The sequence below is a fragment of the Enterococcus sp. DIV0236 genome (assembly GCF_050558525.1).
Lineage (GTDB): Bacteria > Bacillota > Bacilli > Lactobacillales > Enterococcaceae > Enterococcus > Enterococcus faecalis.
The window spans coordinates 2,451,027-2,475,148 of record NZ_CP187891.1; the positions used below are offsets into that span (position 1 = coordinate 2,451,027).

Genomic DNA, 24,122 nt, shown 5'->3' on the forward strand with positions numbered 1-24,122 from the left:
CCTTAAGGTTCTTTAACACCTTTGGTTAAAATCAAGAATTTTTCACCTGTATCTGGATCACGTTGTAACTTATCATAATTTACAATCACTCCATCATCTAAATCAAGAGAAACTTTCTTTAGCGCTAAATGCCCTAATTTTTCATCAAACTCTTGAAGTTCTTTTAACTGTTTCTTGATTTTTTGAATTTCTTTTTCATAACGAGTGACTTCTCCAGCATTCGTAGTCGACATCTTTTGACTTTCACGTAGTTCAATACGAGAATTATAAGCTTGACTTAATTTTGTAACATATTCTGTGCGAAGCTGTCCTAATAAATTTTCATCAAACCGATGTAAATACATTAGCGCTTTAAAACCATTCGCTTTTCCTGAATCAAATTGCCAATAAATCGGGCGCTTTTTATAAGTTGCCATATGATCTGTAAAAAATTTTGACATAAAGTATTTACGTATCTTATCTCGACTTTTTCCACTTCCTGGCAACACATCGGCAATATAATCAAGATTTTCTTCAAGTGTTTCTTTTCCATAAACAACCGTAATAAACTCTACAAATCTTGTCATAATGTCGCTTTCATCAGATTGAAAATATTCATTATCTGTAATCAGTAGAATATTATCTTCATCAGGTTTAAATTTTTTATAACGTGACATATCAAATTCTCCACCTGCAAATATCAATCCTTCTTCATCCAATGAATAGCGTCCGAACATACAGCCAACTGCATAGCTAATAAGTGACTTGATATCGCGTTCTCTATCTGCTAAGGATACTGAAACTTCTTTATCATCAACGTGGTAATCTAGTTCATCTTGTAATCCATAAAGTTCAATAAAAATTTTATTTAATTCTTCTTCATTTGCTTTCAACTGATCAAAACGATCCTGGGCTTCCTTTTGCCAAGCTTCAAATTTATCTTTAATTAATATAGCCAAGTTGCAACCCTCCAGTGTACTTTTAAGCTATATTATACCGTTTTTTCTCAATATTTGCATTACTAATCAAAATTCTTTCCTTTAATAAAGTAATATAAGTAGTAAGTACAAAAAATAGAAAATATGAAAGGAAAGAATTTATGACTACAACTTTAACACTGGCTGATTACTTTCAACAATGGATGGAAACCTTTAAAAAACCTGCTGTTACTTCAGTCACTTATGTGAAATATAGAAATTCACATAAACATATCTACACATATTTTGGAAATATTAAACTTAAAGAGATAACTCGCCATCGGTATCAAAAAGGGTTAAATGATTTTGCTAAAAATCATGCCAAAAGAACAACTTCAGGATTCCATAAACAAATTCGAGCAGCTATTTTAGATGCTGTGGAAGAAGGAATTATTGACACTGATTTCACAAGAAAAGCAATTATAACAGGACGTGAAAAAAAGAAAGCAAAAGTAATGTATCACTCCTACTCTGAATGGCAAAAATTAATTCACTACACCAGAAGTCAACCACTGAATCCAAATAACTTTATTATTTATTTATCAGCGATGACTGGATTGCGTTTTGCTAAAGTTTTGGGGATCACTGTTGCAGATATTGATTTCAAACATAAGTTGATCTCTGTTAACAAAACTTGGGACTACAAATATCGTACAGGATTTAAAGAAACAAAGAATGCTAGTTCCGTACGAACTGTGGATGTTGATACAAAAACTTTAAAGGTGATTAAAAAAGTTATCCGCTTTAGAAGGTTTAGAGGAGATGACAAAATTTGTGCAGATGATAATGAGAAGTTACCTGTCAGTGCTACTATCAATAGACACCTTGAAAAAGCATGTCAAAAACTTAAACTTTCTTCTATTTCTTTTCATGGATTAAGACATACCCATGCATCGATTCTCCTTTTTAAAGGTGTTAATATCCTAAGTGTAAGTCGACGACTTGGACACAAAGATGTGACAACCACACAAAGTGTATACTTACATGTCATTAAAGAAATGGAAGAAAGAGAAACAAGGTTAATCATGAAAATTATGAATCAGGCACTTAGTATCTAGTTTCGCTCTACAAGAGATAAAACTTTTAGACAACGCTATGGGTTCGGGCCACGTATTAGTTTATGCTTTTGATGTGTTTATGCAGTTATATGTTGCAGAAGGATTCCGTGAACGTGATGCAGCAGAGAGTATTTTAATTAATAACTTATTCGGACTTGAAATCGATAAGCGTTCATATCAGTTAGCTTACTTTGCCATTATGATGAAAGGGCGCGAATATAGTCGTCGTATTTTAACTAAGAATGTAAAATTACATTTACATCAATTTATTGATTCAGATGATATTCCTAACGAATACTTTGAGCGATTAGAAGAAATTTCAAGCCTTCCTAGTGATGAGTTTATTGAAAAAAGTAATCTCTTAAAATTAGTTTTAGATATGTTTTTACATGCAACTGAATTAGGTTCTGTCTTAAACATTCAGAATATAAGCCAATCTGAAATCGATGAACTTAGACAACTTACTGGTGCATTTGAAGACTTTTCAAATATGGATATTCTTTATCAGCTTCCAGAAGCACATGAAAAAGTAAATCATATTTTAAATATTGTAGAAGTTCTTTCTTTTAGATATACAGCGGTTGTAACTAACCCTCCATATTTGAATAAAATGAGCGCCGTTCTTAGTAAATATGTTAAAGATAATTATCCTGAAGTAAAAACAGACTTGTTCTCAGTCTTCATAAAGATGAATAGTCAAATGCTTACGGATGGTGGCTATGCTGGATTTATGACCCCATTTGTCTGGATGTTTATAAAGTCTTATGAAGAACTGCGTGACTTCTTAATTGCTAATAAAAATATTTCTAGTTTAGTGCAAATGGAATACTCTGCATTCGAAGAGGCAACCGTTCCAGTTTGTTGTTTTACTATCAAAAATGCAAAATCAGAACCTATAGGAAACTACTTCAAGCTATCTGATTTTCGAGGTGGTATGAATGTACAAAAAGAAAAAGTTCTTGAAGGTATCAGAAATCCAAATGTAAATTATTTATTTCAAACAAACCAAAATAATTTCACCAAAATCCCTGGTAGTCCTATATCGTTTTGGGTAAGCGAAAATATATTTTCTGTTTTTTTAAAGGACAGCCACTTGGTGAGTTACTGGATATTAAAAGAGGTATGACCACTTCGAATAACAACAGATTTCTTCGTTATTGGGCAGAAGTAAATCAAATTGATATTGTTTATAACGCAAAAAATCAAAAAGAAGCTTCGGAATCTAAAGCAAAGTGGTTTCCTTACAGTAAAGGTGGAGGTTATAGAAAGTGGTATGGGTTTAATGAGTATTTAATTGATTGGGAAAATGGAGGTGAAAACGTTATAAATTTTGCTAAAACTATTAATAAATCGTATACTCGTACTATTGTAAATATCCCTTACTATTTCAAACCGTCTATTGGATTCTCTTACATTACATCAGGACCATTCAGCATGAGGTGGATACCTAGAGGTTATATTTATGACTCTGGGGGACCAGGGATGTTTGGGGATGAAGAATTTAGAAAAGAAATTATCGGTTTGATGAATAGCAAGCCTGCACAAAAAATTCTTAAAATTCTTAGTCCAACAATTAACCTACAAATTGCCGATATTGTTAGAATGCCTTATCTAACAGATAATTTAAGAATGTCTAAAATTAAAAATTTAGTTGAATCAAACATATCTATGTGTGCCGAAGACTGGGATTCTTCAGAAACATCATGGGATTTTAAAAAACATTCATTAATTTAACTGAAAATGGTAGCTTAAGTGGTTTTTAAATCGACAAAATATAATTTTTTTATGAAATAATAGGATTTGATTAAAAATATATTAGGAATTGCAAAATTCTAATGAAATACTTTGGCTTTACTTTTCATTACTCAACATGGATACAAGTAATGATATAATTTTTAAAGTTAACCACTCGATTCATTCGGAGAATTTATAATCATATTCAGATAAATATTTTTATAATCTAAACTAAAAATGCAGGCCAATAATTAAAATCTTTATAGAGTATTTCCCCGCCCTAATTTTTCACTTTTGGTGAACATATATTTCGGAATTTTTGAAAAGAAGGATACTATCAAGGTTAGACATAGAAACGACTCCTGTATAACGATTTGTTGAAATTACACATGGATACCATTTTTATCGTTTCCACTCATTTTTGGCACACTTAATATCTTCTACCTCACTTCTCAGAGCATATATATATCTAGTCTTTTATAAAAAAATAAACTAGAAAATTTCAATCTATTTAAATTGAAACACCTATCAATTTTCTAGTTTATTTATTCTCTATATTAATGGATGTTCTTTAAAGTCCCAGTTTGTTTCATATTTTTCATATGAAGAGTGAGTTAAATCGATACAATTTTGTACACTAAGAGTGATTGTATCTTTTTTTTTGTTTGTATTCAGTTCTGGAATTAAAATAATATCTCCAACTTTAAAATCAAGCGTGGGTGAAAATAGCTTCAGATATGCAGCAGCCACTACAGAATTTAGCAGACCTAATGTAGTATGGATTTCGGAACCATCTTTTTTAAAGCCCATTGCGCCCTTCGAATCAAACATATATCCAATTGGTGAATAACGTGCTGAAAAGTTACCTGATGTTAAAGAACTCCATGTTAATCCTGACTTTAAGGCAAATTCTCCATTATAATTATGTGAACGAACTCGTCCTGTTTTTTTGTCTACATTATTTTTTATTTCTTCACCATCATTTTCCCAATTTACAACCAATTCTTGTCTAGCATCCCATTTCCTATAAGATCCTCCCTTGTTATATGGATACCATTTATATTCTTGAGTAAATTCTTTTTGAAGAATTCCAATTTTATCAAAGTTGATTTCAGACCAATATCTTAAGAAAGATAGATTATCAGCTGTGGCCATCCCTTCTCGTGTAATTAATGTATTGAACAATAAATTATAATTAAAAGTTTTAACAAGATTTTCGCTTGCCCAATACGAAATTGGTTGACCCGGGATTTTAGCAAAATTATCTTGAACGGTTTGGTAAAGATAATCAACGTTTCTCTTTTCGATTGCTTCGAGCGACTTTGTTTCTTTTAGTTCATGATTAACAAAATCGACAAGTCTTAAATAACTTCCAACATGTCCTTTATGTTCAAGAGGGGACATTATAAATGCAGTAGTCTGAACAACTTCACCACCAATTTCTTCAAATGCACGCGTTCCCAAATGAATCATGTTGATAATGGTTTGTTGATTAATTTTATGACGTAATTTTTCAAAACTTGATAAGAACATCCAAGCATGTTGCGTAATCATAGAATAGTACCCAGAGGATTTTATCATTTTTTTAAGTCGCTCAATAAATACACCAAAAAGGTCACTCTTGCTATCAGGGTAAGCTTTTTTTATAAAATTAGACAAATTTTTGTTCATTCCAGAACTACCCATATAAGGTGGGTTTGTAATTCCAACGTCATATTTCTGTTGCAATAATTCTCCGACATGTATCATTTCATTAATCATTTGGTCAAAGAACGTTATAGAACCGTTACCAAATCCCACTTTCAAGTTTTCGAAATCGATATCCTTAAATTCTATCAATGAACCTAAATCTGCACCGTTTTTGAAGCTATTAATTAACTGTAATAAATCTTCTTGGGCTTTTTGTTCGTTTGGAAAATCTATGTGTAAAAGTTGTAATTCTGCTTCGCTAATTTCTAAGTTGTTTGGGATTGCATAAACATTAGGCTTAATACCTTTAGACAAAATACGCCGAGAATATTGACGACCCTTCATAATTAAAGCAAAGTAGGTTAATTGAAAGGCTCTCTTATCTATATCTAACCCATACAGGTTATTCGTTAAAATTGACACAGCCGCATCTCGTTCTCGAAACCCTTCTGCTACATAAAGCTGAATCAGCACATCAAAGGCATAAACAAGTATATGTCCGCTTCCCATTGATGGATCAATAAGTTTTATCTCTTGTAGAGCGATAACATTTTTATCTTTACGTTCATCTTGAATTTGTAATTGTACATTCTCGGGTTGTTCTGCTGTTGGTAAATAGTATTTCCAACCAAATTCATCTGCAATTTCTTTTTCTGTACGTGTTTCAGTAGGAATTGCTAGTTTTTGATCAATATAATAACGTCCAAGTGAATTTTCAACCATATATCTCACAATCCAATCGGGCGTAAACAATTGAGTTAGCGCAGGAATTTCATCTGCACGGCTTTTCCGTTTCTTCTGCGCTTTCATTGCCTCAGCTTTCGGCTCAGTATTGTAGTATTGATACATCCAACCAATAATTTCGACTTGTCCTTCTTTACTGACGTCAAAGTCTTCTTCTGGGATTGATAGTAAGCTTGCAATGACACCATTTTCATCAATATAAGAAATTGTAAACAAAAGCTCAGTATAGTCGTCAATTTTTTCAAAAAGGTCTGGCAGTAACTGATTCAAACTATTGCATTGTTTAATAAATACTAATTGATAAAGTTCGTCTACAGCAGCTGCTGAGTTATCTGACATTAAATCCACTACTCGACTTTTTGTAGCAGGATCCATTTCTGCATATAAGTTTGAACTTAAAAGATTCGTAATGATATCTGGTTCACGAATGCCAGATTCGCTTGATAAGATACGTTGTCGTTCTGGCAAATAATTGTTGACTTCCATGAAACGAATTGCAATTAAACGGTTAAACCACGTATACGCTACCTCTTCAACCAAATTATCAAACGCAATCGCTTTACTTTTCTTTTCGCCTAAGTCAAGTTGTTTCTCTCTTGCCTTTAATGCTTCTACTAACTTTGTACGATTTATTACATCTTTTCCTGTGTAACGTTGTTTACTTGAAGAGATTGTAATTGTGTCATTCCCTAATTCTGTGACAGGTTCGATATTACTTTCAGTTATGCCTAGCTTAGTCAGCTTATTGATAACTCCCTCACGAAGTTTTACACGAGATTCCATGGCGAATTTTTTAATTGCTTTTTTGTCCATTTATAAGGCTCCTATCGCTTACAATAAAATGTCTAGTTCATTATCATCATTTAATTTTGCTAATAATTCTTGTTTTAGTTTATTCACGAAGAGATCAATGTCTTCTTCCGATTTAATCCGTTGACGAGAACTGATTAATTCTTTTACATAAACATTTTCAACTTTCTTAACCGGTGTTACAGCTATTACGTCAGGTATTTTATCTGCCATAGAGTTGGTATCCTCATCACAGTTATTGCTGATGGCTATACTGATTTTTTTGGCCTCTTCTTCACGACGATAATTTTCCTCAGTTGTAAATTTAGCTGTGAATTTTCGCTGTAAAGGTTCAGCTTGCGCTTGAATTAATATGATCTCATCAAACGTTTTTGCAGTTGACAATTCATCATTTAATTTATCAAATTCTTTGATTACGTCATTTCTAAAGTCATCTCCAAAATTACGACGGAGCAAATCTTCTAATACTGATTCTTTAATGACATTTATCTGACTAGTCGCCTTATCAGACTTAGCTTCCATAAATTTCATGTACTCTATTTCAAATTTACTATTCAGTTCACTTAATCTCGGAATATCTTTATAGGGTGCCGCTTGTTTTCTAATAGATTTCATCTCAGAAATAATTGTATTCATTTCTTCTGTAGATTCTTTGATTTTACTATCTTCTATGCGACCGATGTAATCTCTCGTTTTATCCCAGATGCTTTTCTGAGAACTTGTATGAAAACTATGGATGTCTTCGTAATCCTCAGCCCAGTCCAATAACTCCTCTTCTCTATTTTGTAATACTTCAAAAAATGATTTTGTATCTCTTGCATTTATTACCTGATCCAATACTTTAATGGCTTCCACAATTTCGTCAGATTGAGGATAATGATGCCCTGAAGTATCTTTAAAACGTTGTAACTCACGAACCATGTATTGTGCTTTTTCATTAAAGCGTATACGTGTTGTATCATCATTTGTTTCATCAACAATATTCCGACTATTAAACAGTTCTTCTCCCAAATTGCGCACCATTTTTTTCTGGAGATCATTTGATTTCGGACGTAGTTCAACACGAATTTTTTCTGGAGATTTACGATCAAATATTGCTTTTGAAATCTCATTTATATCAGAGTTAGTATCTAATGGAATGCCATTTTTAAATAAACTAATACTTCCTTCTTTAAACAATCTGGCAATAGCCCATTCTAAATCTTCATTTATGAAACCATATGGTTCACGATTAACATAATTATCTCGCAACGTTTTCATTGTAACTGTGAGATTTTGGTTGTGTTGTAATTGAATGAATCGTTTTACATCATCGACAACATTTTGATTTTCTGTATATGCTACAAGAGTCGTACCATTATCTTTCAACAAACTATTAATGTCTGATTCGGAAACAGCAGCATCCACCAAATCATTTTTATGATAGACTAGCTTTGCCATTTGCTGCAACGCATCATTCAGTCTCACTTTGAAATCGGATCCAGAAACCTCTAACTTACTGTTATTAAAATAGAAGGTCGCTTGTTTCAAAAAATCGTTTAATTGAGAATTAATTGATTCCACTAGTTCTTGATTTTCAGCTGTTTTTTCGGCTTTTACCGCCGCGAAATTCTTAATTGCACTTGAAACATTCGCCGTTGTAATATATTTTTCTACCTTAAGATAAGTTTGAACATGATTCATAAATTCTGTATCTACTGGAAGATTTATCAGCATTTGATTCTTCGTACTTGTTAAAATTAATTGTGGCTCATTATTCCACAATTCATTATAATATGGTGTGATAATTTTTACTTCTAAATTCGGATTATTATTTTTGCGATAAGCATAATCATCAACGTAAAAGTTATACATAAAATTATAGCGATTTTCAAATGCACGTCCTGAAGCATTTGCATTTTTATAAGAAAATGAATTACGACCAACTTTATCATCTAAAATATCTCGAGCTAACCTATCCTCAACGTCTGTAGCACTTAAATCAATATGATTGATTAACCGTGTTACCTCTTGCTCTTCATCTGTTTGAAATACATAATTTTGTAAATTTTGACGAATTAAATTTTCTTTTATCAATATTTTCAAGGCTAATTCTACTCTCTTGCGAAGAGCTAATTTATCTTCGTTTACACGTCGAACCATTAAGTTTGTAATGTTATTCAATGTTGGTTTAATATTTTGATCTACGTATTTAATCATAAATAACACTTTTAGTACTTCTACATTAAATAAGTCTTTTCCGTCTGAGACAATGTTTGTATTTTCTTCTGCTTGTTTAATAACTTTAGCATTTTCTGTTTCATTTAGCCATTTTTCTAAAGAAGGATAAAATTGATCTAAAGATACTAACACACCGCTGTCATTATCCGCATTTCGCTCCGCTGTTTCTTTAAAGAACGCAAGTAGTGATCTTTCCCCACGAGATAGATTAGCTCCTTGAATTGAATGTTTTGAAACCTGTGTCAGGATATTCGCTAACAAATTGAATTGATATGGAACAAATGGATAAACATCTGCATAATTTTTAGCAGAGTTGTATAATTTTAGTTCAGGACTATCTTCAAATATTAGCATCGATTTGATGTTACTTTCGTGATTAGGATAATCTGCTTCTAAGTATTGTTGTCCTGAAATATTTTTTGCGAGAATACGTTTTTGGATCACTTCATCGGCATTAGCAGAAGATAATGATAAGGTTGTTTCGAAACGACCTTTAATTTTTGAAAAATCTAAAGCTGCTGAGCCAGCAATGTCTGTAATTGCATCAATAGCTTGTTGACTTGTTACAATCACCCATGCCTTACCACGTGATTTATTGCCCAACTCTTCAACTATTGTTTGCAATTGCAATGTTAAATCACTGTTTCCACCTATATACTGCCCAATTTCATCAACTAAAAAAACAATATGCTCATTGTTCCCTTTTGATTGTAAGTACTCCTCAATCATCACTGCAAATTCTTCGATACTAATAATATATTCAGATTCTAGCTTATTAAACCATGTTTTTGCTGCATCTTCAGTCATATAACCGATACTTGACAGAGCATTCACCATAGAATCTTGGATAAAGTCCACTTCATGACGTTCATTAATCCAATCAAGTCCATGTTCAGCTTTAAAAGCTTCTTTAAATTCATTATATTTTCCATCTTTATCTAAACGACGTTCCAAATCAGCAACTTTTGGATTAGTGGAATAACCTAGACTATTATTAAAAACTTTCAAGAATACATTTACTAGACTATTTTTTCCCTCTATCCCTGTTTGATGCTTAGATTCAACGTTGAAAAGTATAACGTTTGTTGGCGTTTTAACCGCTAGTTCCATATCGGCAATTGTCATTGGATCTTTAATCTTGCGAGTTAATTCGTCCCCCTCTGTAAAAAAATCAAATGCTGTTTTCCCATTTATTTCTTTATTTTCAAGAATATAAGAAAGAATTTTTAAGAAGTGTGATTTACCTGAACCAAAAAAACCTTGTATCCAAACACCCATTTTACTAGTATGACCATTAATGCCTTGTTTATAGGCATCAAAAAACGTTCTAAACTGACCTTGTAACTCTTTAGTAACTACATACTCATCCAACTCTTGATAAACTTGCTCTTCACTAGCTTGTGAAGCTGTGATAACTCCTTCAATATTTCGATGGATATCTTTTTGGAACATATCATTAATTTTCATCTTCAACTCTCCTAATCAATTCTGAAAGCTCTATAATAATTAGCATCACGATTTGTATCTAGTATTGTTAAGCGTAATCGATCATACTCGCCAGGGTACATCATGATAACTGGACGTTTTGTATAAACAAGGTGCATTTTGTTTAAAACAGAATGGGCCCTTACTAGTGGATAAATTTCACCAATTCCAGTTAAAATAACTACTGAATTATCTTTCACTCGTTGTCTAATATAATCAGTAAAATACATTTCAGCATCATCAAATTCTTCCATTTTCAATAGACGGTTAATACGTGTTGCTACAAACATAATTCCATGTTTTTTCTCCCATTGAGCGATAATATCGATATATCTTTTCGATTCCAGTAATTCCATCATAATTTCATAGAGATTGAATACTTGAAGTGTGTAGCCATCATTCGCTGGATAATTTTTTGCTTCTAAATGATTAATATATTCTCGAACTAGTAACTCATTTTTGGGGCTATAATCGAAAATGTAGTAGCCAATCTCGTTACCTAGGCCTCTGTTAGCTAGGAAATCATCCGACTTTAGCAACCGCTCCAGGACATCAAAGCGCTCTTCTATTGTTTTCTTTTTCATTTGTCAAATTCCTCCCGTTATCGCTTTAGCAATATCTAATCGATTGATAGCTTTTAACCACGATAACACTCTTGAATCCACCATTTTTGGCGTAATAATTTCTATCCCTTTATCTTCACGAATTAATCCTGATTCAAGAAGATAGTTCCTATAAGCACTACCTAAACGACTATACGTATAAGGTTGCCAACTAGCAACTATTTCATTCGTTCTTTGCTTCTCCGAGAAAAACTGTTTATAATCCGTTGTTGTTAATTTTAAGATGCCTTTTTGTATTTGAGCTTGATAAACTTCTAACATAAATTCCAGAATCAAATCATTCAATAATAAAACTGAAATTAGTACAACAATCTTTTGGTTATCTATATTTAAATTAGGAAATAATTCTTGCATTTCTTTTCCTAATACATTTATACGTCGCTTAGCAGCATTGTATGTTTCGTTTGATCGACTGCTACTAGCAGCGCCAAAAATATTGATTTCTTCACTTAATTTTTTTATTTCTTGATGTGTTTTACCTTCATTGAGCATTTCTATATATTCTTTAGTCTCATAAAACCAGAATCGCTGTGAGACTAATCCTGCACTATATATTTTTTTCGACATCTTGTTCTACTCCTTTAGTAACGTTTACAGATATCTCTATTGTCTGAGATTATCTGTAGAGCTAAATATCTTTACTTCACTTCTGATTTCAAGATGTTGTCCTCTTTCAAAACTAACTATTACTTTTATGGAGTCTAACTCCCAAAGATAGAAATTTTGAACTTACACAGTACCTCAGTGTAAGTGTAATGAATTACCCCAACTTTTTCAATAAAAAATGGAATCTTTATTGAAAAGATTCCATTTTTTATTGATTAAATTATCCTTCTTGTATAATCGTTTCTTTTAGCTTTATATATTCGGCTTCTGTCAAAATCTTTTTCTCAAATAAGGCATGTGCTCTCTCTAGTTTACTAAAAATATCGTCCGCATGTTTGGCTGTTTCTGTTTCAGGTTGTTCTGAAATAACTTCAAAATCGGCTTCTAAAATTTCTAGATCTTTTTCTGCATCTTCTTGAGTATAGCCTATGTTTTTACTTAATTCATCTTTTAACCTCATAGCCATTGGTTTCATAGAGGCATAATTAATGCCACCAGAAACAACGCCGCCTAAAACGGGAATTGCTTTAGAAACACCTTTCGCAAAAGTTGATTTTGTTAATTTTGCCCCAAAAATAGCTAATATTTTTTTCAATATTGGATAATAGAAAGTTTTCATTAGCGCCTTCTGTGGGATTTTCTTTACAGCTTGGATAGATAAACGTTTAGACAAAATCCGAACGACCGAACCAGCTGACGTTACCCCTAACATGATTCCTAAGTATAAAATCAGTGTATTTTTGGCTTCTTCTGTCAATTCATCTTGATTGTTCCATAAATCATGGTAGCCATAAATATAAGAAATTTCTTGCGCTAATTTCAAAGAATAGCCATAGAATTGCGCAATATCTGCGGGAATGGTAGCTGCCATAGCCAGACCACCTGGAATTCCTGTCGCAAATGAAATTGCGCTCGACTGCATAACTGCTTGGTTAATACATTTTTGGGCAGCTCGGTCTAGTTCTTTTTTTGATAAGACTTTTTCTGGTCCGTCATCAAATAATTCTTGTACATTGTCCACTTTATCTTGAAACATTTTTGTCAAAAAAGCATTTCGATTCACTTTGACACCAGGTAATTTTAACGACTCATTCACTACTTTCAACGCTAATACTTCTTCTTCCAACTGTAGGCCTCCTATTTTTACGCATAAATTCTCTTACAGTGTACTCCTTTTATCTTTCAAAAACAACGCCACTTCCAGCGCCAACAAGTCCACTTCCTTATCAAAATCCAACAGCACTAGCTGTTCAATTTTCTCCAATCGCTGTAATAAAGTATTACGATGAATAAAGAGTTTTTTGGCTGTTTGAGACAAGTTTCGTTTTGATTGAAAATAGACATTCAGTGTATGGACAAAGTCGGTATGTTGCTGTTGATCACTTTTCTGCAATGGTTGAAGATATTTTTTTCTGAGAGTTGCTTGTCCTTCTTCTAAAAAATAACGCTGTAGTGTCTGTCTAAAATGAAAATTCGCGTAGGAAGCAATCCTCATTTCAGGTTTTTCTGCAACGAATTGGCGTTGAAAGGCTAAAACGTCAATCGCTTGTTGATACGATTCATGAATCTGGGTCAGACCTTGAATCTTAGGTCCTATTGTTAGGAAAAGTTCCACATCTTCTTGTACTTTCATTAACTGATTTATGCTACTTTGTGCTAGGCGTTGCATCATTTTCAGATAATCGCCTTCTTTTTCAGGTGGATTTTCAACTAATAAGACAAAGGAACTGTCAATTTCAATACAAACAATTTTTTGTTTGTCCCCTAAAATAACTTGGTTTAACTGGTTACCTAAAATAGACATTCTTTCTTGCCTTTGGCGTTCATTTAAGGTTAATGAAATTAGCAAAATCGCATAGGGCTTATCTATTGCCAAGCGATAATATTGTTGAAATTGTTGGAAAACAGCTTGGTCCCTCTTTTCATGCGCAATCAGCTTAAAAAATAATTCGTTTCGTTGTTGGTATTCTTCAAATTTCCGTGAGTATTCCAATTGCAATTGTAAAAGTAAGTAATGAGCTGTGATTTTAAAATGAGCCACGTCGACTGGTCGTAATGGGGCCAAGGTGTTCCAGACGAGTAAATAATATAAAATAACATTTTTCTTTTTAATTGGATAAATTTCAATTGGCACCACTTGGTTCTGGAGTTTCAACTGTAAATGAATCGGTTCTTGATAAAAGCGTAATAATGGATGACTTTGTTCCAGTAATTGTTTTTGGAACTCTGAGGTTTCTTGTCTATCTTCTAAAATGCTAGAAATACGAATTGGATTTTTAGGCAAGTCAAAAAAATTAACTCCTTCAAAGTGGTCATTCAATAACAAGACAGGATTTTGAATGGTTTCTGCTAGATCCTGCAGCAAATGAAAACTGCTACTTCCCGTTTCTAAGATTTGGTAAATTTTATTATGCAATGCGGTTTCTTGCGCATTCATGTCAAATTGTTCTAACGTGACACGACTTTTCAACACGTCAGCAATTTGCGAAAAGGTGTAATTGTAAGGAATTGCTAAAATAGGAACGTTCATTTCATCTGCTAATTTGATTAGGTCTGGTGGAACTTCTTCAAAATAACGTTGGGTTTTAAATCCTAAGGCAGCACAATGGTGTTTAGCTAGTTCTTTCAAAAAATTTTTCTGTAATTTCCGATCATCTTTAAATATGTACCCTGTCGTTAACAGCAGCTCACCTGCTGTTAGCCAATCTAAAATATCAGGATTTTCTAAAATATTGACTTTTAAAATCGGTTGGTCCTGATTTTTATGTCCTGCCACTAAGGTAATGCCAGGTAATTCTTCTAACGTTAATAAATCACTCACTTTTAACATCATTTATCCTCCCAATGTACAAATTGTCCATTCAAACTTGTAAATCAATGTCATTTTTAGCAATTGTTTAGCGTGCTGGATTCTTTTATTATGAAATCGTGAAAGCGCTATTAAAAAGGAGGTCGTTGGAATGACAAAAATTTTAGCTTATGACCAAACGATTTTATCGAAACTCCCTCATCAAACATTGACTAGTTTGCAATGTTTTACGCACGCTATTAATTATGGTCATGTAGACACCCAAGAAATTCTCTTGACCATTTCAACGCATCCCGAACATATAGCACCTAACACGATTATACTCGATGAAAAAAAACTTAGCCATTTCGCTGATTTACCTGTCCAAATTGAGCCCCTGTTTATCCGGTTAGGCCGACGACAATTAACCCTAGCCGATGCCCAAATTTGGCAACCAACGCCACTTTATTTAACACCCAGTAAAACAAAGATAGCTATTTTTTTAACGTATATTCAGCAAACTCGTTTCAATCCTTGGCAAGCGCTTTTTCCTGCTTCGCCGTCAACCTTTCTTTTTGATTCTTATAGTCGGACCCAGATTCAAAAAGAAATGATTCATTTTCAACAGGCTTGGGAGCAAAAATCTTTTAAAATAGCTCTTGCTTGTTTAACGAAGATTTTGGGATTGGGGATTGGTTTAACCCCCACTGGCGATGATTTTATCACAGGATTACTTGCTAGTTTTTCTGCTTTACAGCAGCTTCCCTCGAATTTCCAACAGCTGGCTGTGCTAGCCAAGGAACGAACGAATGCGGTCAGTTATGCGGAAATCCATGAAGCAGTGAACGAACGGTTTTCTCAGCTAGTTCAGCGTGTTTTTTTATCAATTGAAAGTGGAAATACAAACGAAATGGCTCAAGCGGTTTCAGCTTTAGAGGAGGTGGGCTCAACTTCAGGAAGCGACATACTTTGCGGCATTATTTTTGGTTTAAAACTATTTTGTGAGGAGAATAATCATGACAATTCAAACAGTAATTAAAGAGAACGCCTATTTTGATTCAGTTACTTTAATGACCATTTCAACACGAGCCAATGAACTGGCTGGAGTTAAAACCGCAATGATTGGGATGGGAACCGACATGAATCTTGAAGTGATTCGGAATGTTGGTTTATATACACCCGCCTTGGATCATGTTACAACGGGCGATTTATTAATTGTTTTAGATCTTGATGACCAAGCGAACTCAGAAGAAATTTTACAGCAAGTCGACGAGTTATTTACGAAGAAAAAGAAAACCGCTTCTTCTGAAGTAACCTATAAGACGTTAGATTCAGCCCTTCATGAAGAGCCTGATGCCAACTTAGTTGTAATTTCTGTCAATGGAAAATTTGCTGCACGAGAAGCGCATAAAGCTTTAGATCAGCAAAAACACGTCATGCTCTTTAGTGATAACGTGACGGTTGACGAGGAATTAGCGTTAAAACAAAAAGCACACGAAAAAGAACTGTTTGTGATGGGCCCTGATTGTGGAACAGCGATTATTAATGGCGTCGGGTTATGTTTTGCTAACGAGGTACGTTCAGGAGATATTGGAATTGTCGGCGCTTCTGGTACAGGCAGCCAAGAAGTTAGTGTTCAAATCCATAAATATGGTTATGGGATTTCACAATTAATTGGTACTGGTGGCCGTGATTTGTCTGCTGAAATTGGTGGGCTGATGATGCTTGACGGGCTGGATGCTTTAATGGCTGACGAACAAACTAAGGCAATTTTGCTTATTTCTAAACCGCCTGCTCCAGAAGTAACAGAAAAAATTTTAAAAAAATTAGCTGTTTCAACTAAACCAGTTGTTATTTATTTTATCGGCAGTGAACAAACGGAACGAAAAATAGACAACGTCACTTTTGCTACTTCTTCTCTGGATGCAGTTCAAAAAGTGATTCAATTTAGTCAAACACAGGAAGCGGAAACCAGCCTCTATCAAAATCCGACAGGCGCAACGTTAACAGCCATCCAACAGCAACAAGCCCCTTCTCAAAAATTTGTTCGTGGGTTGTTCTGTGGTGGCACTCTTTGTGATGAACTTTTATATGCTTTAACAGAAGTCTCTGATGATGTTTATAGTAATATTCATAAAATTCCTGAACGACAATTAGCAAATCCTGACCACAGCCAAGCACATACATTGATTGATTTTGGTGATGATCGTTTCACAGAAGGCCGCCCACATCCAATGATCGATCCGACTTCTCGGATTACTCGCATTCTTCAAGAAGCCAAAGATCCTGAAGTGGCAGTTTTAGCGTTAGATTTTGAATTAGGTTATGGTTCTCACGAAAATCCTGTTGGCGTGTTAGCAGAGGCGTTAAAAGAAGCCAAAGCAATAGCGAAAGCAGATGGTCGTGAGTTAGCCATTATTGGCTATGTTTTAGGGACCGAAGAAGATCCACAAGATATTCATGAACAGCGGAAAATTTTAGAAGATTTAGAGATTCTCGTTGTCGACAGCAGTCATCAACTTTGCGAAGCCACCAAAACTTTTGTAAAAGGAGCGAACGAACATGAGCAGAAATGATCTTTTTAAACAGCCTTTAGATACGATCAATGTAGGCATTGACTTTATTCATGAAGATATGAAAAAACAAGGGATTCCTTCACATCAAGTAAATTGGGCACCGCCAGCCAATGGTGACCCAGAGCTATTAAAATTATTGGATCAGTTAAAAAATCCAACACTTTATGAAAAAATCCAACAAGCCAACGAAGAAGCGGTTACCCGCATTATTCAATCAAAACCTATTTTAGTAGGATTTGATAAAGCAATTAATGTCATGCCCGATATGACTGAAACGACCATTTTACATGCTGGGCCACCCATTACTTATGAAAATATGTGCGGACCGATGAAAGGTGCCGTTCAAGGAGCGCTTGTTTTTGAAGGATTAGCAAAAGATCTAGCTGATGCCGATCGGGTTGCTCGTTCTGGCGCAATTACGTTTTCTCCTTGTCATGAACATGATGCCGTTGGTTCTATGGCTGGCGTGACTTCTCCGAATATGTACGTTCATATTATCAAAAATGAAACGTACGGCAACACGGCTTTTACTAATTTAAGTGAACAATTGGCGAAAGTTTTACGATTTGGTGCAAATGATCAATCCGTCGTGAATCGTCTGATTTGGATGCGCGATGTTTTAGGTCCATTACTTCATGATGCCATGACTTTTTGTCCAGAAGGCATTGATTTACGCTTAATGCTTTCGCAAGCCTTGCATATGGGCGATGAGTGTCATAATCGCAATGTAGCTGGAAGTACGTTGTTAGTCCAAGCATTAACACCTTACATGGTTCAAACTGATTTTTCTCGTGAACAATTAAAAGAAGTATTTGAATTTCTTGGCAGTTCTGACTATTTTTCTGGTCCGACTTGGATGGGCGCCGCTAAATGTGCGTTAGATGCTGGGCATAATGTGGAGAATAGTACAATTGTCACCACCATGTGTCGCAACGGGGTCGAATTTGGGATTCGTGTCAGTGGGATTGGTGGAAATCACTGGTTTAAGGGGCCTGCCCAACGGGTGATTGGTCCGATGTTTGCTGGTTACACACAAGAAGATGCTGGTTTGGATATGGGCGATAGTGCTATTACAGAAACGTATGGTGTTGGCGGATTTGCCATGGCAGCTGCACCAGCAATTGTCCCATTAGTTGGCGGAACAGTGGCAGAAGCATTGAATTATTCAAAAGAAATGCTGGAAATTACTACGAAAGAAAATCCCAATGTCACGATTCCTGTTTTAGATTTTATGGGGATTCCTTCAGGCATCGATGTCTTAAAAGTCTTAGAAACAGGGATGCTGCCTGTCATTAATACTGCTATTGCTCATAAAGAACCGGGGATTGGTATGATTGGCGCTGGATTGACTAATCCGCCAGCAAATGTCTTTAACGAGGCACTAAAAGCTTTAGTAGCTAAAATAAACTAATTTCAAAAACTTAGTAAAATGTCATTTTTTTGGAGCGATCATATGAAAAATAAATCGATCAATTACGAAGCCGTTTTAGCTCTTGTTGTAAAAATTTTTTTGGGAATGTTCCTGTATTGGATCATGAATGGCTTTCGACATGTGTCTAACTTTTTTCCTTACAATGACGTAGTTACCAAAGTGAATCAGCAGGGATTTTACAAATTTATCTATTTTGTTATGAACTTCACGGAAGGGGAATTTTACGGTGGACTTTTTACAACGCTTTTCTTACTAATCGGCGGTCTGATTGCTTGGCAACTTTATCGGAAAAATTCAAAATGGCAGGGATTTGCAATTGCTGGTGGTTCTGGTGCTTGGCCTTGGGTACTTGCTTCTCAGCTACTTTCCCTCTTTTTAACTATTTATGTTTTTGATTTTACACGCTTTTTTACAAAAGAAGTGTTGTGGTTACCAACGTTTATTGTGGTGGTCGGCACGCCGCCAGCTTTAACGCTCGTTTATGGTCCTGGCTGGAAAAAATTAGGAACGATTTCTCTGTTGAGTGCGCTTTTCACCTTTCCGTTTGCCAATTGGCTGAATGCGCAATTGATGCCCCTTTTAAATGTACCTGGGACAGTTTCCAACGTTACCACAATGGCTTTTGTTGGCTGGATTGTTTCAGCCATCTGTCATCAACTTCCTTGGATGGTTCCTTCTGTTGCACCAATCGCTCAGAAGCGGCAAAAACAACCTAAAATTGAAAATACGCAAACCTTTCAATGGTCAATACGACGCACTTTTGCTGACTTCTCCGAAGCTTGGTTTTATGGAAATGAGTTAGTTGGAGGTTTGGTAATTCTAGGCGTTTTAACAGATTGGTTTGTCAATATTAATCATATTACAAATGGTTCTGGCTTGGTTCCTGACATTTTAATGGGACAAATGATTGCTTCGGCTGTTGGTGTTTTTCTTTATCGAAAACATTTCGCTGAAGAAGGTTGGTATCCAACGTTTATGCCACTGGTCAGCATTGTTCCTGGTGTGATTTTAATGATGGGTGGTGGCTTTTGGCTTTCCCTGACCATCGCCGTTTTAGCAGGAATTAGTGCGGCCCCTGTCGGTAGCTATATTGCTAAACGATTACCTCCGTTTGTTCCTGGTGCTGTCGGCTTTGTATCAGGAATGGCTGTTGTAACCATTTTATTGTCAGCCGTTTTGCATACATTTGATATTTTTGTATAGTGAATAAAAAGAAGCGAATGACGATTCGCTTCTTTTTTTAATTGACCAATCCCCTTTTTATCCGTATTCTTAAGCAAAAGGAGGTTTTGCCATGTACTCCATGTTAAAACGTGTGATAACGGAAAAAGATTTGCTTCGGCAAATTCGTTTGTTGGAACAGTTGTTAAATGTTCCTCAGCTGACAGCCAAGCGTTTAGCCACGCAAATCCAGACGACAGAGCGAACCGTTTTTTCGGATTTACAGTATATTCGCAGTCAATTACCCGCCGACTGGTCCATTGAAACCGATAGCAGTGGTATTCGGTTACGTAATCAGGGGAATGCGCAAACCAATGAGCTTTGGTCATTATTTTTACCTCAATCCATTAGTATTCAGCTATTAAAAGAGCTACTATTTACGAAAGAGTTAGTGACAACTTCTTTTTTGAGCACTAGTGGTGTTTCTTATGAAACTTTGAAGCGACATATCAAAAAAATGAATCTGGCCTTACGTGATTTTCATTTAACGATTCAGCTAACCACGACGACCATTCAGCTAATCGGGGCAGAAAGCAATATTCGGATTTTTTATCACCGTTTGTTGGTGCCTTTTACTCATAATAATTATTTTTTTGACGATTATTCTATTCATGAGGAGCATTATTTTCAATTTTTGAAACAAGTTTACAATAGTGAGTTGACGGTGGAAACGGAAGAAATTTTTGGCGCTTGTTGGTTTTTTATTAACACGATTCGCAACAAAGCCAATTGCCGAGTGAGTCAATTTTCTTTTGACTCAAAAGATGTCTTGTTTCAACTTTATCAACCGTCCTTGGCAAAACTTTATGCTTCTGAAGGCATCTATTTGCAAGGAGAAGAAAGTTTTTTCGCCTTCTTTTGTTTCTTAGAAAGTTGGAATTACGATAATGTCTATGGCGAAACGTTGGCTTCTGCGCTCCACACTCATTACAGTCAGCTGCGAAAGTCGTTACAACAGTTTGTCACTAATTTGTCCACTGAAGAAGCCCGGCCTGATTTAATCCAAACAAATTTATTGGATAATCTGTTATTGTTATTCATTAAATATACCGAGTCCCCAACACTTTCTGAGCAATTTCAATTGGAATATCAAGAATTAATGACCGAACAAGCCGCAGAGGACCTTGCGTTATCAAAGAGCAACCAAGAACTTTTGGAGATTTTATCTCTCTACACCACGATTGAAGAACCGACTTATTTTCTTAGTTTGGCTTCTTTGTTAGAAAAACAAGCCAGTTATTCCATTCAGGCGCAAACGATGACTGCCTATTTCCTCTTTCAAGGGGAACCTGCTTGGAAAGCTTTTTTGCAACAAGAATTAGCTGCTTATTTAGGTACTCGTGTGAAATTACAAGCTATTGAATATGTGGAACTAAGCCAGTTGACGTTAAATGAAGCCGACATAATTATTTCCAATTTCCCCTTGGATCATCTTGATCTTCCTGTCTTTTATCTCTCTTTAATTCCAACAAAAAATGAACTCCGCCGACTAGCAGAGCTCACTCTTCATTCTTATTTTTAAAGAAACTAGCGAGGACATTCGCTAGTTTTTTGGCTTTCTTTCGTCATGAATCGTTTGGTTATATATTTTTCCCCTTCAACAAGGAAAAACAGACTCACAACATGGACGAAAATCATTGCTAATTGAAGGCCATTTAAAGAAGTTGTGCCAATTAATTGCTGCGCTACTGGCCAGTAAACTACTAGCGCTTGTAGTAAAAAGAGGATTCCTAATGAAGCAAACAACACTTTATTTTGGAAAAAGCCTGTGCTTAACGATGGATCAACCAACTTACGACAGTTGATCATATACGCTGCTTGCGCTAAGACGATACTTTGTAAGAGGAACGTTTGCTGTAATGCTTGTCCCTCAAATTGTAATGCCATAAGGTAACCTGGTATCATAATGAGTACCGACACATAGACGATTCTAAAAATACTGTACTTTGTTAAAATGCCTTCGTTGACATCTCTTGGTGGTCGTTTCATGGTATCAGCACTCGCTTTTTCAAAACCTAATGCATAAGACAAAGTAATCGTAGTTACCATGTTTACCCATAATATCTGGACAGGTGTCAACGGTAGAGGATGATTCATTAAAAGCGCCCAGACAATAATTAAACCTTGTGCTAAAGAAGTTGGCAAGAAGAAAGTAATCGTCTTTTTCAAGTTATCAAAAATGCGGCGTCCTTCTTTCACGGCTTTAGCAATCGTATGGAAATTATCATCTGCCAAAACCATATCTGCGGCTTGTTTGGTTACTTCACTTCCTTTAATTCCCATGGCAATTCCGACATCGGCTTTCTTTAGTGCTGGCGCATCGTTCACGCCATCGCCGGTCATTCCGACAATTTCGCCATTGTTTTGTAAAGCCGTGACAATTCGTAATTTATGTTCTGGCGTCGTTCGTGCAAATACATCGACTTTTTGAACGTGCTGAGCTAATTCTTCATCTGACATAGCATCAATTTCTAATCCTTCAAGGACTTTTTTCGTATGCTTTAAACCAACCTGCTCGCCAATGGCTTGCGCTGTATCTTTATGGTCTCCGGTAATCATTTTGACGGAAATACCTGCTTCTTGAGATTCTTTGACGGCTTGAATGGCACTTTCTTTTGGCGGATCGATGATGCCTGCCAGTCCAGCAAACGTCAATCCTGACAATGTTTCATGTGTCAGTTCCTGTTGTGACGTAACTGTCTTATAAGCGAAACCTAATACCCGTTGTCCTTTTTGCGCTAATTGCGCAGCTTGTGCTTGCCAAGCATCTTTTTGATTATCAGATAACGTAGAAAGTTGTAACAATACTTCTGGCGCACCTTTGACATAAATAATTGAACCTTCTGCTTGCGGATGGCGAGTGGCCATGTATTTGTAACTTGAACTAAACGGAATTTTCTTTTCTACAGGGCGTAAAGACAGTTGATCCTGATCAACATATTGTAGTAAAGCTAACTCGGTAGGATTCCCCTGCAAGTCGGCGATTTTTTGTTGGTCTTGTAATTTCAATTCTTGACAGTTGGCCATAATCTCTTTGACAATGGTCATTTCTTCAGTCACTACATCCATTACCGTCATTTCGTTTTTAGTTAGCGTTCCTGTTTTGTCTGAACAGATAACTGTCATTGAGCCTAATGTTTCAACGGAAGGCATGCCTTTAATAATCGCATTTTCTCTAGCCATCTCATGAACACCCATCGATAAAATCATCGTTAACACAGCAGGTAAGCCTTCTGGGATCATTGCTACAATTAATGCAATCATCGCAGAAAATAAGAGGCTCCATTCCATGCCATGACGAAAAGTGGTAAAGAAAATCAGAAACACGATCAAGACCATAATCCCTTGGAAAATTTGCTTGTTTAATTGGTGCATTTTCCGTACGAGCGGCGTTGTTTTTTGATCTACTGACTGCAACGCGTGATTAATTTTTCCAACTTCAGTGGAATCTCCTGTTTCTACTACAACGCCCAAGGCTGAGCCCGCTTGGACAAGAGTTCCTGAAAAAGCCAAATTCTTTTGATCGCCTGTTGGCAATTCTTCATTCAAGGAACCGGTAATTTTCTCCACGGCTTCTGATTCGCCTGTCAAAATTGATTCTTCAATCATCAGATTATGAACATCAAATAAGCGCAAATCTGCTGGGACTACATCGCCAGCTTGTAACGTGACTACATCTCCCAGAACCAATGTTTCAGAAGAAACGGTTGTTTTTTGTCCATCAATTAGAACGACTGCCTCTTGGCCCATCATCTGTTTCAGGCCGTCTAATGATTCTTCTGCTTTACGCTCTTGCCAATAACCGACAAAGCCATTGACAAGTACCACTAGAAAAATGATACTTCCTTCGACCACTTCGCCTGTGGCAAATTTTAGAATTGCGGCAGCGAGTAAGACCACCATTAGTAAATCTGTAAAATGTTTGGCTAGCTTTTGCCACGTTTTCAGTTGTTGTTTTTCTTCAATTTTATTTGGACCATTCGTTTGTAAACGTTGCTGACGTTCTTCGCTAGAAAGACCCGTTTGCTTCGTCTTAGTCTGCTCGATTACTTTTGTTGAGGAAAGTTGATACCATTTCATTTCGTGTACCTCCTATTTACTTGATACCTTTATTATAGAGAGGATTTTCTTCACAAAATGGTCGATAATTTCAGTGGCCCCTGAAAAAAATGGGGCCGAG

General features: G+C 35.5%; 16 protein-coding genes. 8 read left to right on the forward strand and 8 right to left on the reverse strand.

Annotated elements, in window-relative coordinates; genetic code table 11:
* Positions 1-2: 2 nt before the first annotated feature.
* Complete coding sequence (locus IGK27_RS11820; protein WP_002397590.1) at positions 3-938, reverse strand: hypothetical protein; 936 nt, start codon at positions 936-938, stop codon at positions 3-5.
* A gap of 140 nt (positions 939-1,078) precedes the next feature.
* On the opposite strand from IGK27_RS11820, the gene IGK27_RS11825 reads away from it, so the two are divergent.
* The 3 genes from IGK27_RS11825 (at position 1,079) to IGK27_RS11835 (ending at position 3,748) form a co-directional block, all read left to right on the forward strand.
* Positions 1,079-2,014 carry a tyrosine-type recombinase/integrase gene (locus tag IGK27_RS11825; RefSeq protein ID WP_010830675.1) on the forward strand — a complete coding sequence of 312 codons (936 nt, stop codon included), beginning with the start codon at positions 1,079-1,081 and terminating at the stop codon, positions 2,012-2,014.
* A 79-nt stretch (positions 2,015-2,093) separates the two neighbouring features.
* Positions 2,094-3,140, forward strand: coding sequence for an Eco57I restriction-modification methylase domain-containing protein (locus IGK27_RS11830; protein ID WP_161634189.1), 1,047 nt, complete (start codon positions 2,094-2,096; stop codon positions 3,138-3,140).
* Entirely contained in the window at positions 3,137-3,748 is a 612-nt protein-coding gene (locus IGK27_RS11835; protein ID WP_051587273.1) for a hypothetical protein, read from the forward strand. The genes IGK27_RS11830 and IGK27_RS11835 overlap by 4 nt, the downstream gene beginning before the upstream one ends.
* 552 nt (positions 3,749-4,300) lie before the next feature.
* Here the strand turns inward: IGK27_RS11835 and pglX are convergent.
* The 6 genes from pglX to IGK27_RS11865 all read right to left on the reverse strand — a co-directional run bounded on the left by pglX (position 4,301) and on the right by IGK27_RS11865 (position 14,758).
* Positions 4,301-6,994: a BREX-1 system adenine-specific DNA-methyltransferase PglX gene (pglX, locus tag IGK27_RS11840; RefSeq protein WP_010830677.1), complete on the reverse strand. Its 2,694-nt coding sequence runs from the start codon at positions 6,992-6,994 to the stop codon at positions 4,301-4,303.
* Between the two features lie 18 nt (positions 6,995-7,012).
* Positions 7,013-10,678: a BREX system P-loop protein BrxC gene (brxC, locus tag IGK27_RS11845; RefSeq protein WP_010830678.1), complete on the reverse strand. Its 3,666-nt coding sequence runs from the start codon at positions 10,676-10,678 to the stop codon at positions 7,013-7,015.
* Between the two features lie 11 nt (positions 10,679-10,689).
* Positions 10,690-11,280, reverse strand: coding sequence for a DUF1788 domain-containing protein (locus IGK27_RS11850; protein ID WP_002397584.1), 591 nt, complete (start codon positions 11,278-11,280; stop codon positions 10,690-10,692).
* 3 nt (positions 11,281-11,283) lie between these two features.
* Positions 11,284-11,886, reverse strand: a complete 603-nt coding sequence (locus IGK27_RS11855) for a DUF1819 family protein (protein ID WP_002397583.1) — start codon at positions 11,884-11,886, stop codon at positions 11,284-11,286.
* A 259-nt stretch (positions 11,887-12,145) separates the two neighbouring features.
* The gene (locus IGK27_RS11860; RefSeq protein ID WP_002397582.1) at positions 12,146-13,051 is read right to left on the reverse strand and encodes an EcsC family protein; all 906 of its coding nucleotides are present in this window, start codon (positions 13,049-13,051) and stop codon (positions 12,146-12,148) included.
* Between the two features lie 33 nt (positions 13,052-13,084).
* Positions 13,085-14,758 (reverse strand): PucR family transcriptional regulator, encoded by a 1,674-nt coding sequence (locus IGK27_RS11865; RefSeq protein ID WP_025191610.1) that lies wholly within the window; start codon positions 14,756-14,758, stop codon positions 13,085-13,087.
* 127 nt (positions 14,759-14,885) lie between these two features.
* Here IGK27_RS11865 and IGK27_RS11870 point away from each other — a divergent pair, with 127 nt between their 5' ends.
* The 5 genes from IGK27_RS11870 (at position 14,886) to IGK27_RS11890 (ending at position 21,464) form a co-directional block, all read left to right on the forward strand.
* Entirely contained in the window at positions 14,886-15,752 is an 867-nt protein-coding gene (locus tag IGK27_RS11870; protein WP_010830680.1) for a DUF2877 domain-containing protein, read from the forward strand.
* Positions 15,730-17,289 carry an acyl-CoA synthetase FdrA gene (gene fdrA / locus IGK27_RS11875; RefSeq protein ID WP_010830681.1) on the forward strand — a complete coding sequence of 520 codons (1,560 nt, stop codon included), beginning with the start codon at positions 15,730-15,732 and terminating at the stop codon, positions 17,287-17,289. The genes IGK27_RS11870 and fdrA overlap by 23 nt, the downstream gene beginning before the upstream one ends.
* The gene (locus IGK27_RS11880) at positions 17,276-18,700 is read left to right on the forward strand and encodes a DUF1116 domain-containing protein (protein ID WP_002406037.1); all 1,425 of its coding nucleotides are present in this window, start codon (positions 17,276-17,278) and stop codon (positions 18,698-18,700) included. The genes fdrA and IGK27_RS11880 overlap by 14 nt, the downstream gene beginning before the upstream one ends.
* Positions 18,701-18,742: 42 nt before the next feature.
* Positions 18,743-19,924 (forward strand): hypothetical protein, encoded by a 1,182-nt coding sequence (locus IGK27_RS11885; protein ID WP_002359110.1) that lies wholly within the window; start codon positions 18,743-18,745, stop codon positions 19,922-19,924.
* Between the two features lie 100 nt (positions 19,925-20,024).
* A complete protein-coding gene (locus IGK27_RS11890; protein WP_161634190.1) occupies positions 20,025-21,464 on the forward strand; it encodes a helix-turn-helix domain-containing protein in 1,440 nt (479 codons plus the stop codon).
* Positions 21,465-21,469: 5 nt separating this feature from the next.
* On the opposite strand, the gene IGK27_RS11895 is transcribed toward IGK27_RS11890, so the two are convergent.
* Complete coding sequence (locus tag IGK27_RS11895) at positions 21,470-24,022, reverse strand: cation-transporting P-type ATPase (protein ID WP_010830682.1); 2,553 nt, start codon at positions 24,020-24,022, stop codon at positions 21,470-21,472.
* Positions 24,023-24,122: the final 100 nt, after the last annotated feature.

What these genes read in the sequence shown, in the direction of transcription:
- IGK27_RS11880 (WP_002406037.1), top strand. Translation starts at nt 17,276, where the DNA reads ATGAGCAGAAATGATCTTTTTAAACAGCCTTTAGATACGATCAATGTA.
- IGK27_RS11870 (WP_010830680.1), top strand. Translation starts at nt 14,886, where the DNA reads ATGACAAAAATTTTAGCTTATGACCAAACGATTTTATCGAAACTCCCT.
- fdrA (WP_010830681.1), top strand. Translation starts at nt 15,730, where the DNA reads ATGACAATTCAAACAGTAATTAAAGAGAACGCCTATTTTGATTCAGTT.
- IGK27_RS11890 (WP_161634190.1), top strand. Translation starts at nt 20,025, where the DNA reads ATGTTAAAACGTGTGATAACGGAAAAAGATTTGCTTCGGCAAATTCGT.
- IGK27_RS11885 (WP_002359110.1), top strand. Translation starts at nt 18,743, where the DNA reads ATGAAAAATAAATCGATCAATTACGAAGCCGTTTTAGCTCTTGTTGTA.
- pglX (WP_010830677.1), bottom strand. Translation starts at nt 6,994, where the DNA reads ATGGACAAAAAAGCAATTAAAAAATTCGCCATGGAATCTCGTGTAAAA.
- IGK27_RS11895 (WP_010830682.1), bottom strand. Translation starts at nt 24,022, where the DNA reads ATGAAATGGTATCAACTTTCCTCAACAAAAGTAATCGAGCAGACTAAG.
- IGK27_RS11855 (WP_002397583.1), bottom strand. Translation starts at nt 11,886, where the DNA reads ATGTCGAAAAAAATATATAGTGCAGGATTAGTCTCACAGCGATTCTGG.
- IGK27_RS11825 (WP_010830675.1), top strand. Translation starts at nt 1,079, where the DNA reads ATGACTACAACTTTAACACTGGCTGATTACTTTCAACAATGGATGGAA.
- IGK27_RS11830 (WP_161634189.1), top strand. Translation starts at nt 2,094, where the DNA reads ATGCAGTTATATGTTGCAGAAGGATTCCGTGAACGTGATGCAGCAGAG.
- IGK27_RS11850 (WP_002397584.1), bottom strand. Translation starts at nt 11,280, where the DNA reads ATGAAAAAGAAAACAATAGAAGAGCGCTTTGATGTCCTGGAGCGGTTG.
- brxC (WP_010830678.1), bottom strand. Translation starts at nt 10,678, where the DNA reads ATGAAAATTAATGATATGTTCCAAAAAGATATCCATCGAAATATTGAA.
- IGK27_RS11835 (WP_051587273.1), top strand. Translation starts at nt 3,137, where the DNA reads ATGACCACTTCGAATAACAACAGATTTCTTCGTTATTGGGCAGAAGTA.
- IGK27_RS11865 (WP_025191610.1), bottom strand. Translation starts at nt 14,758, where the DNA reads ATGATGTTAAAAGTGAGTGATTTATTAACGTTAGAAGAATTACCTGGC.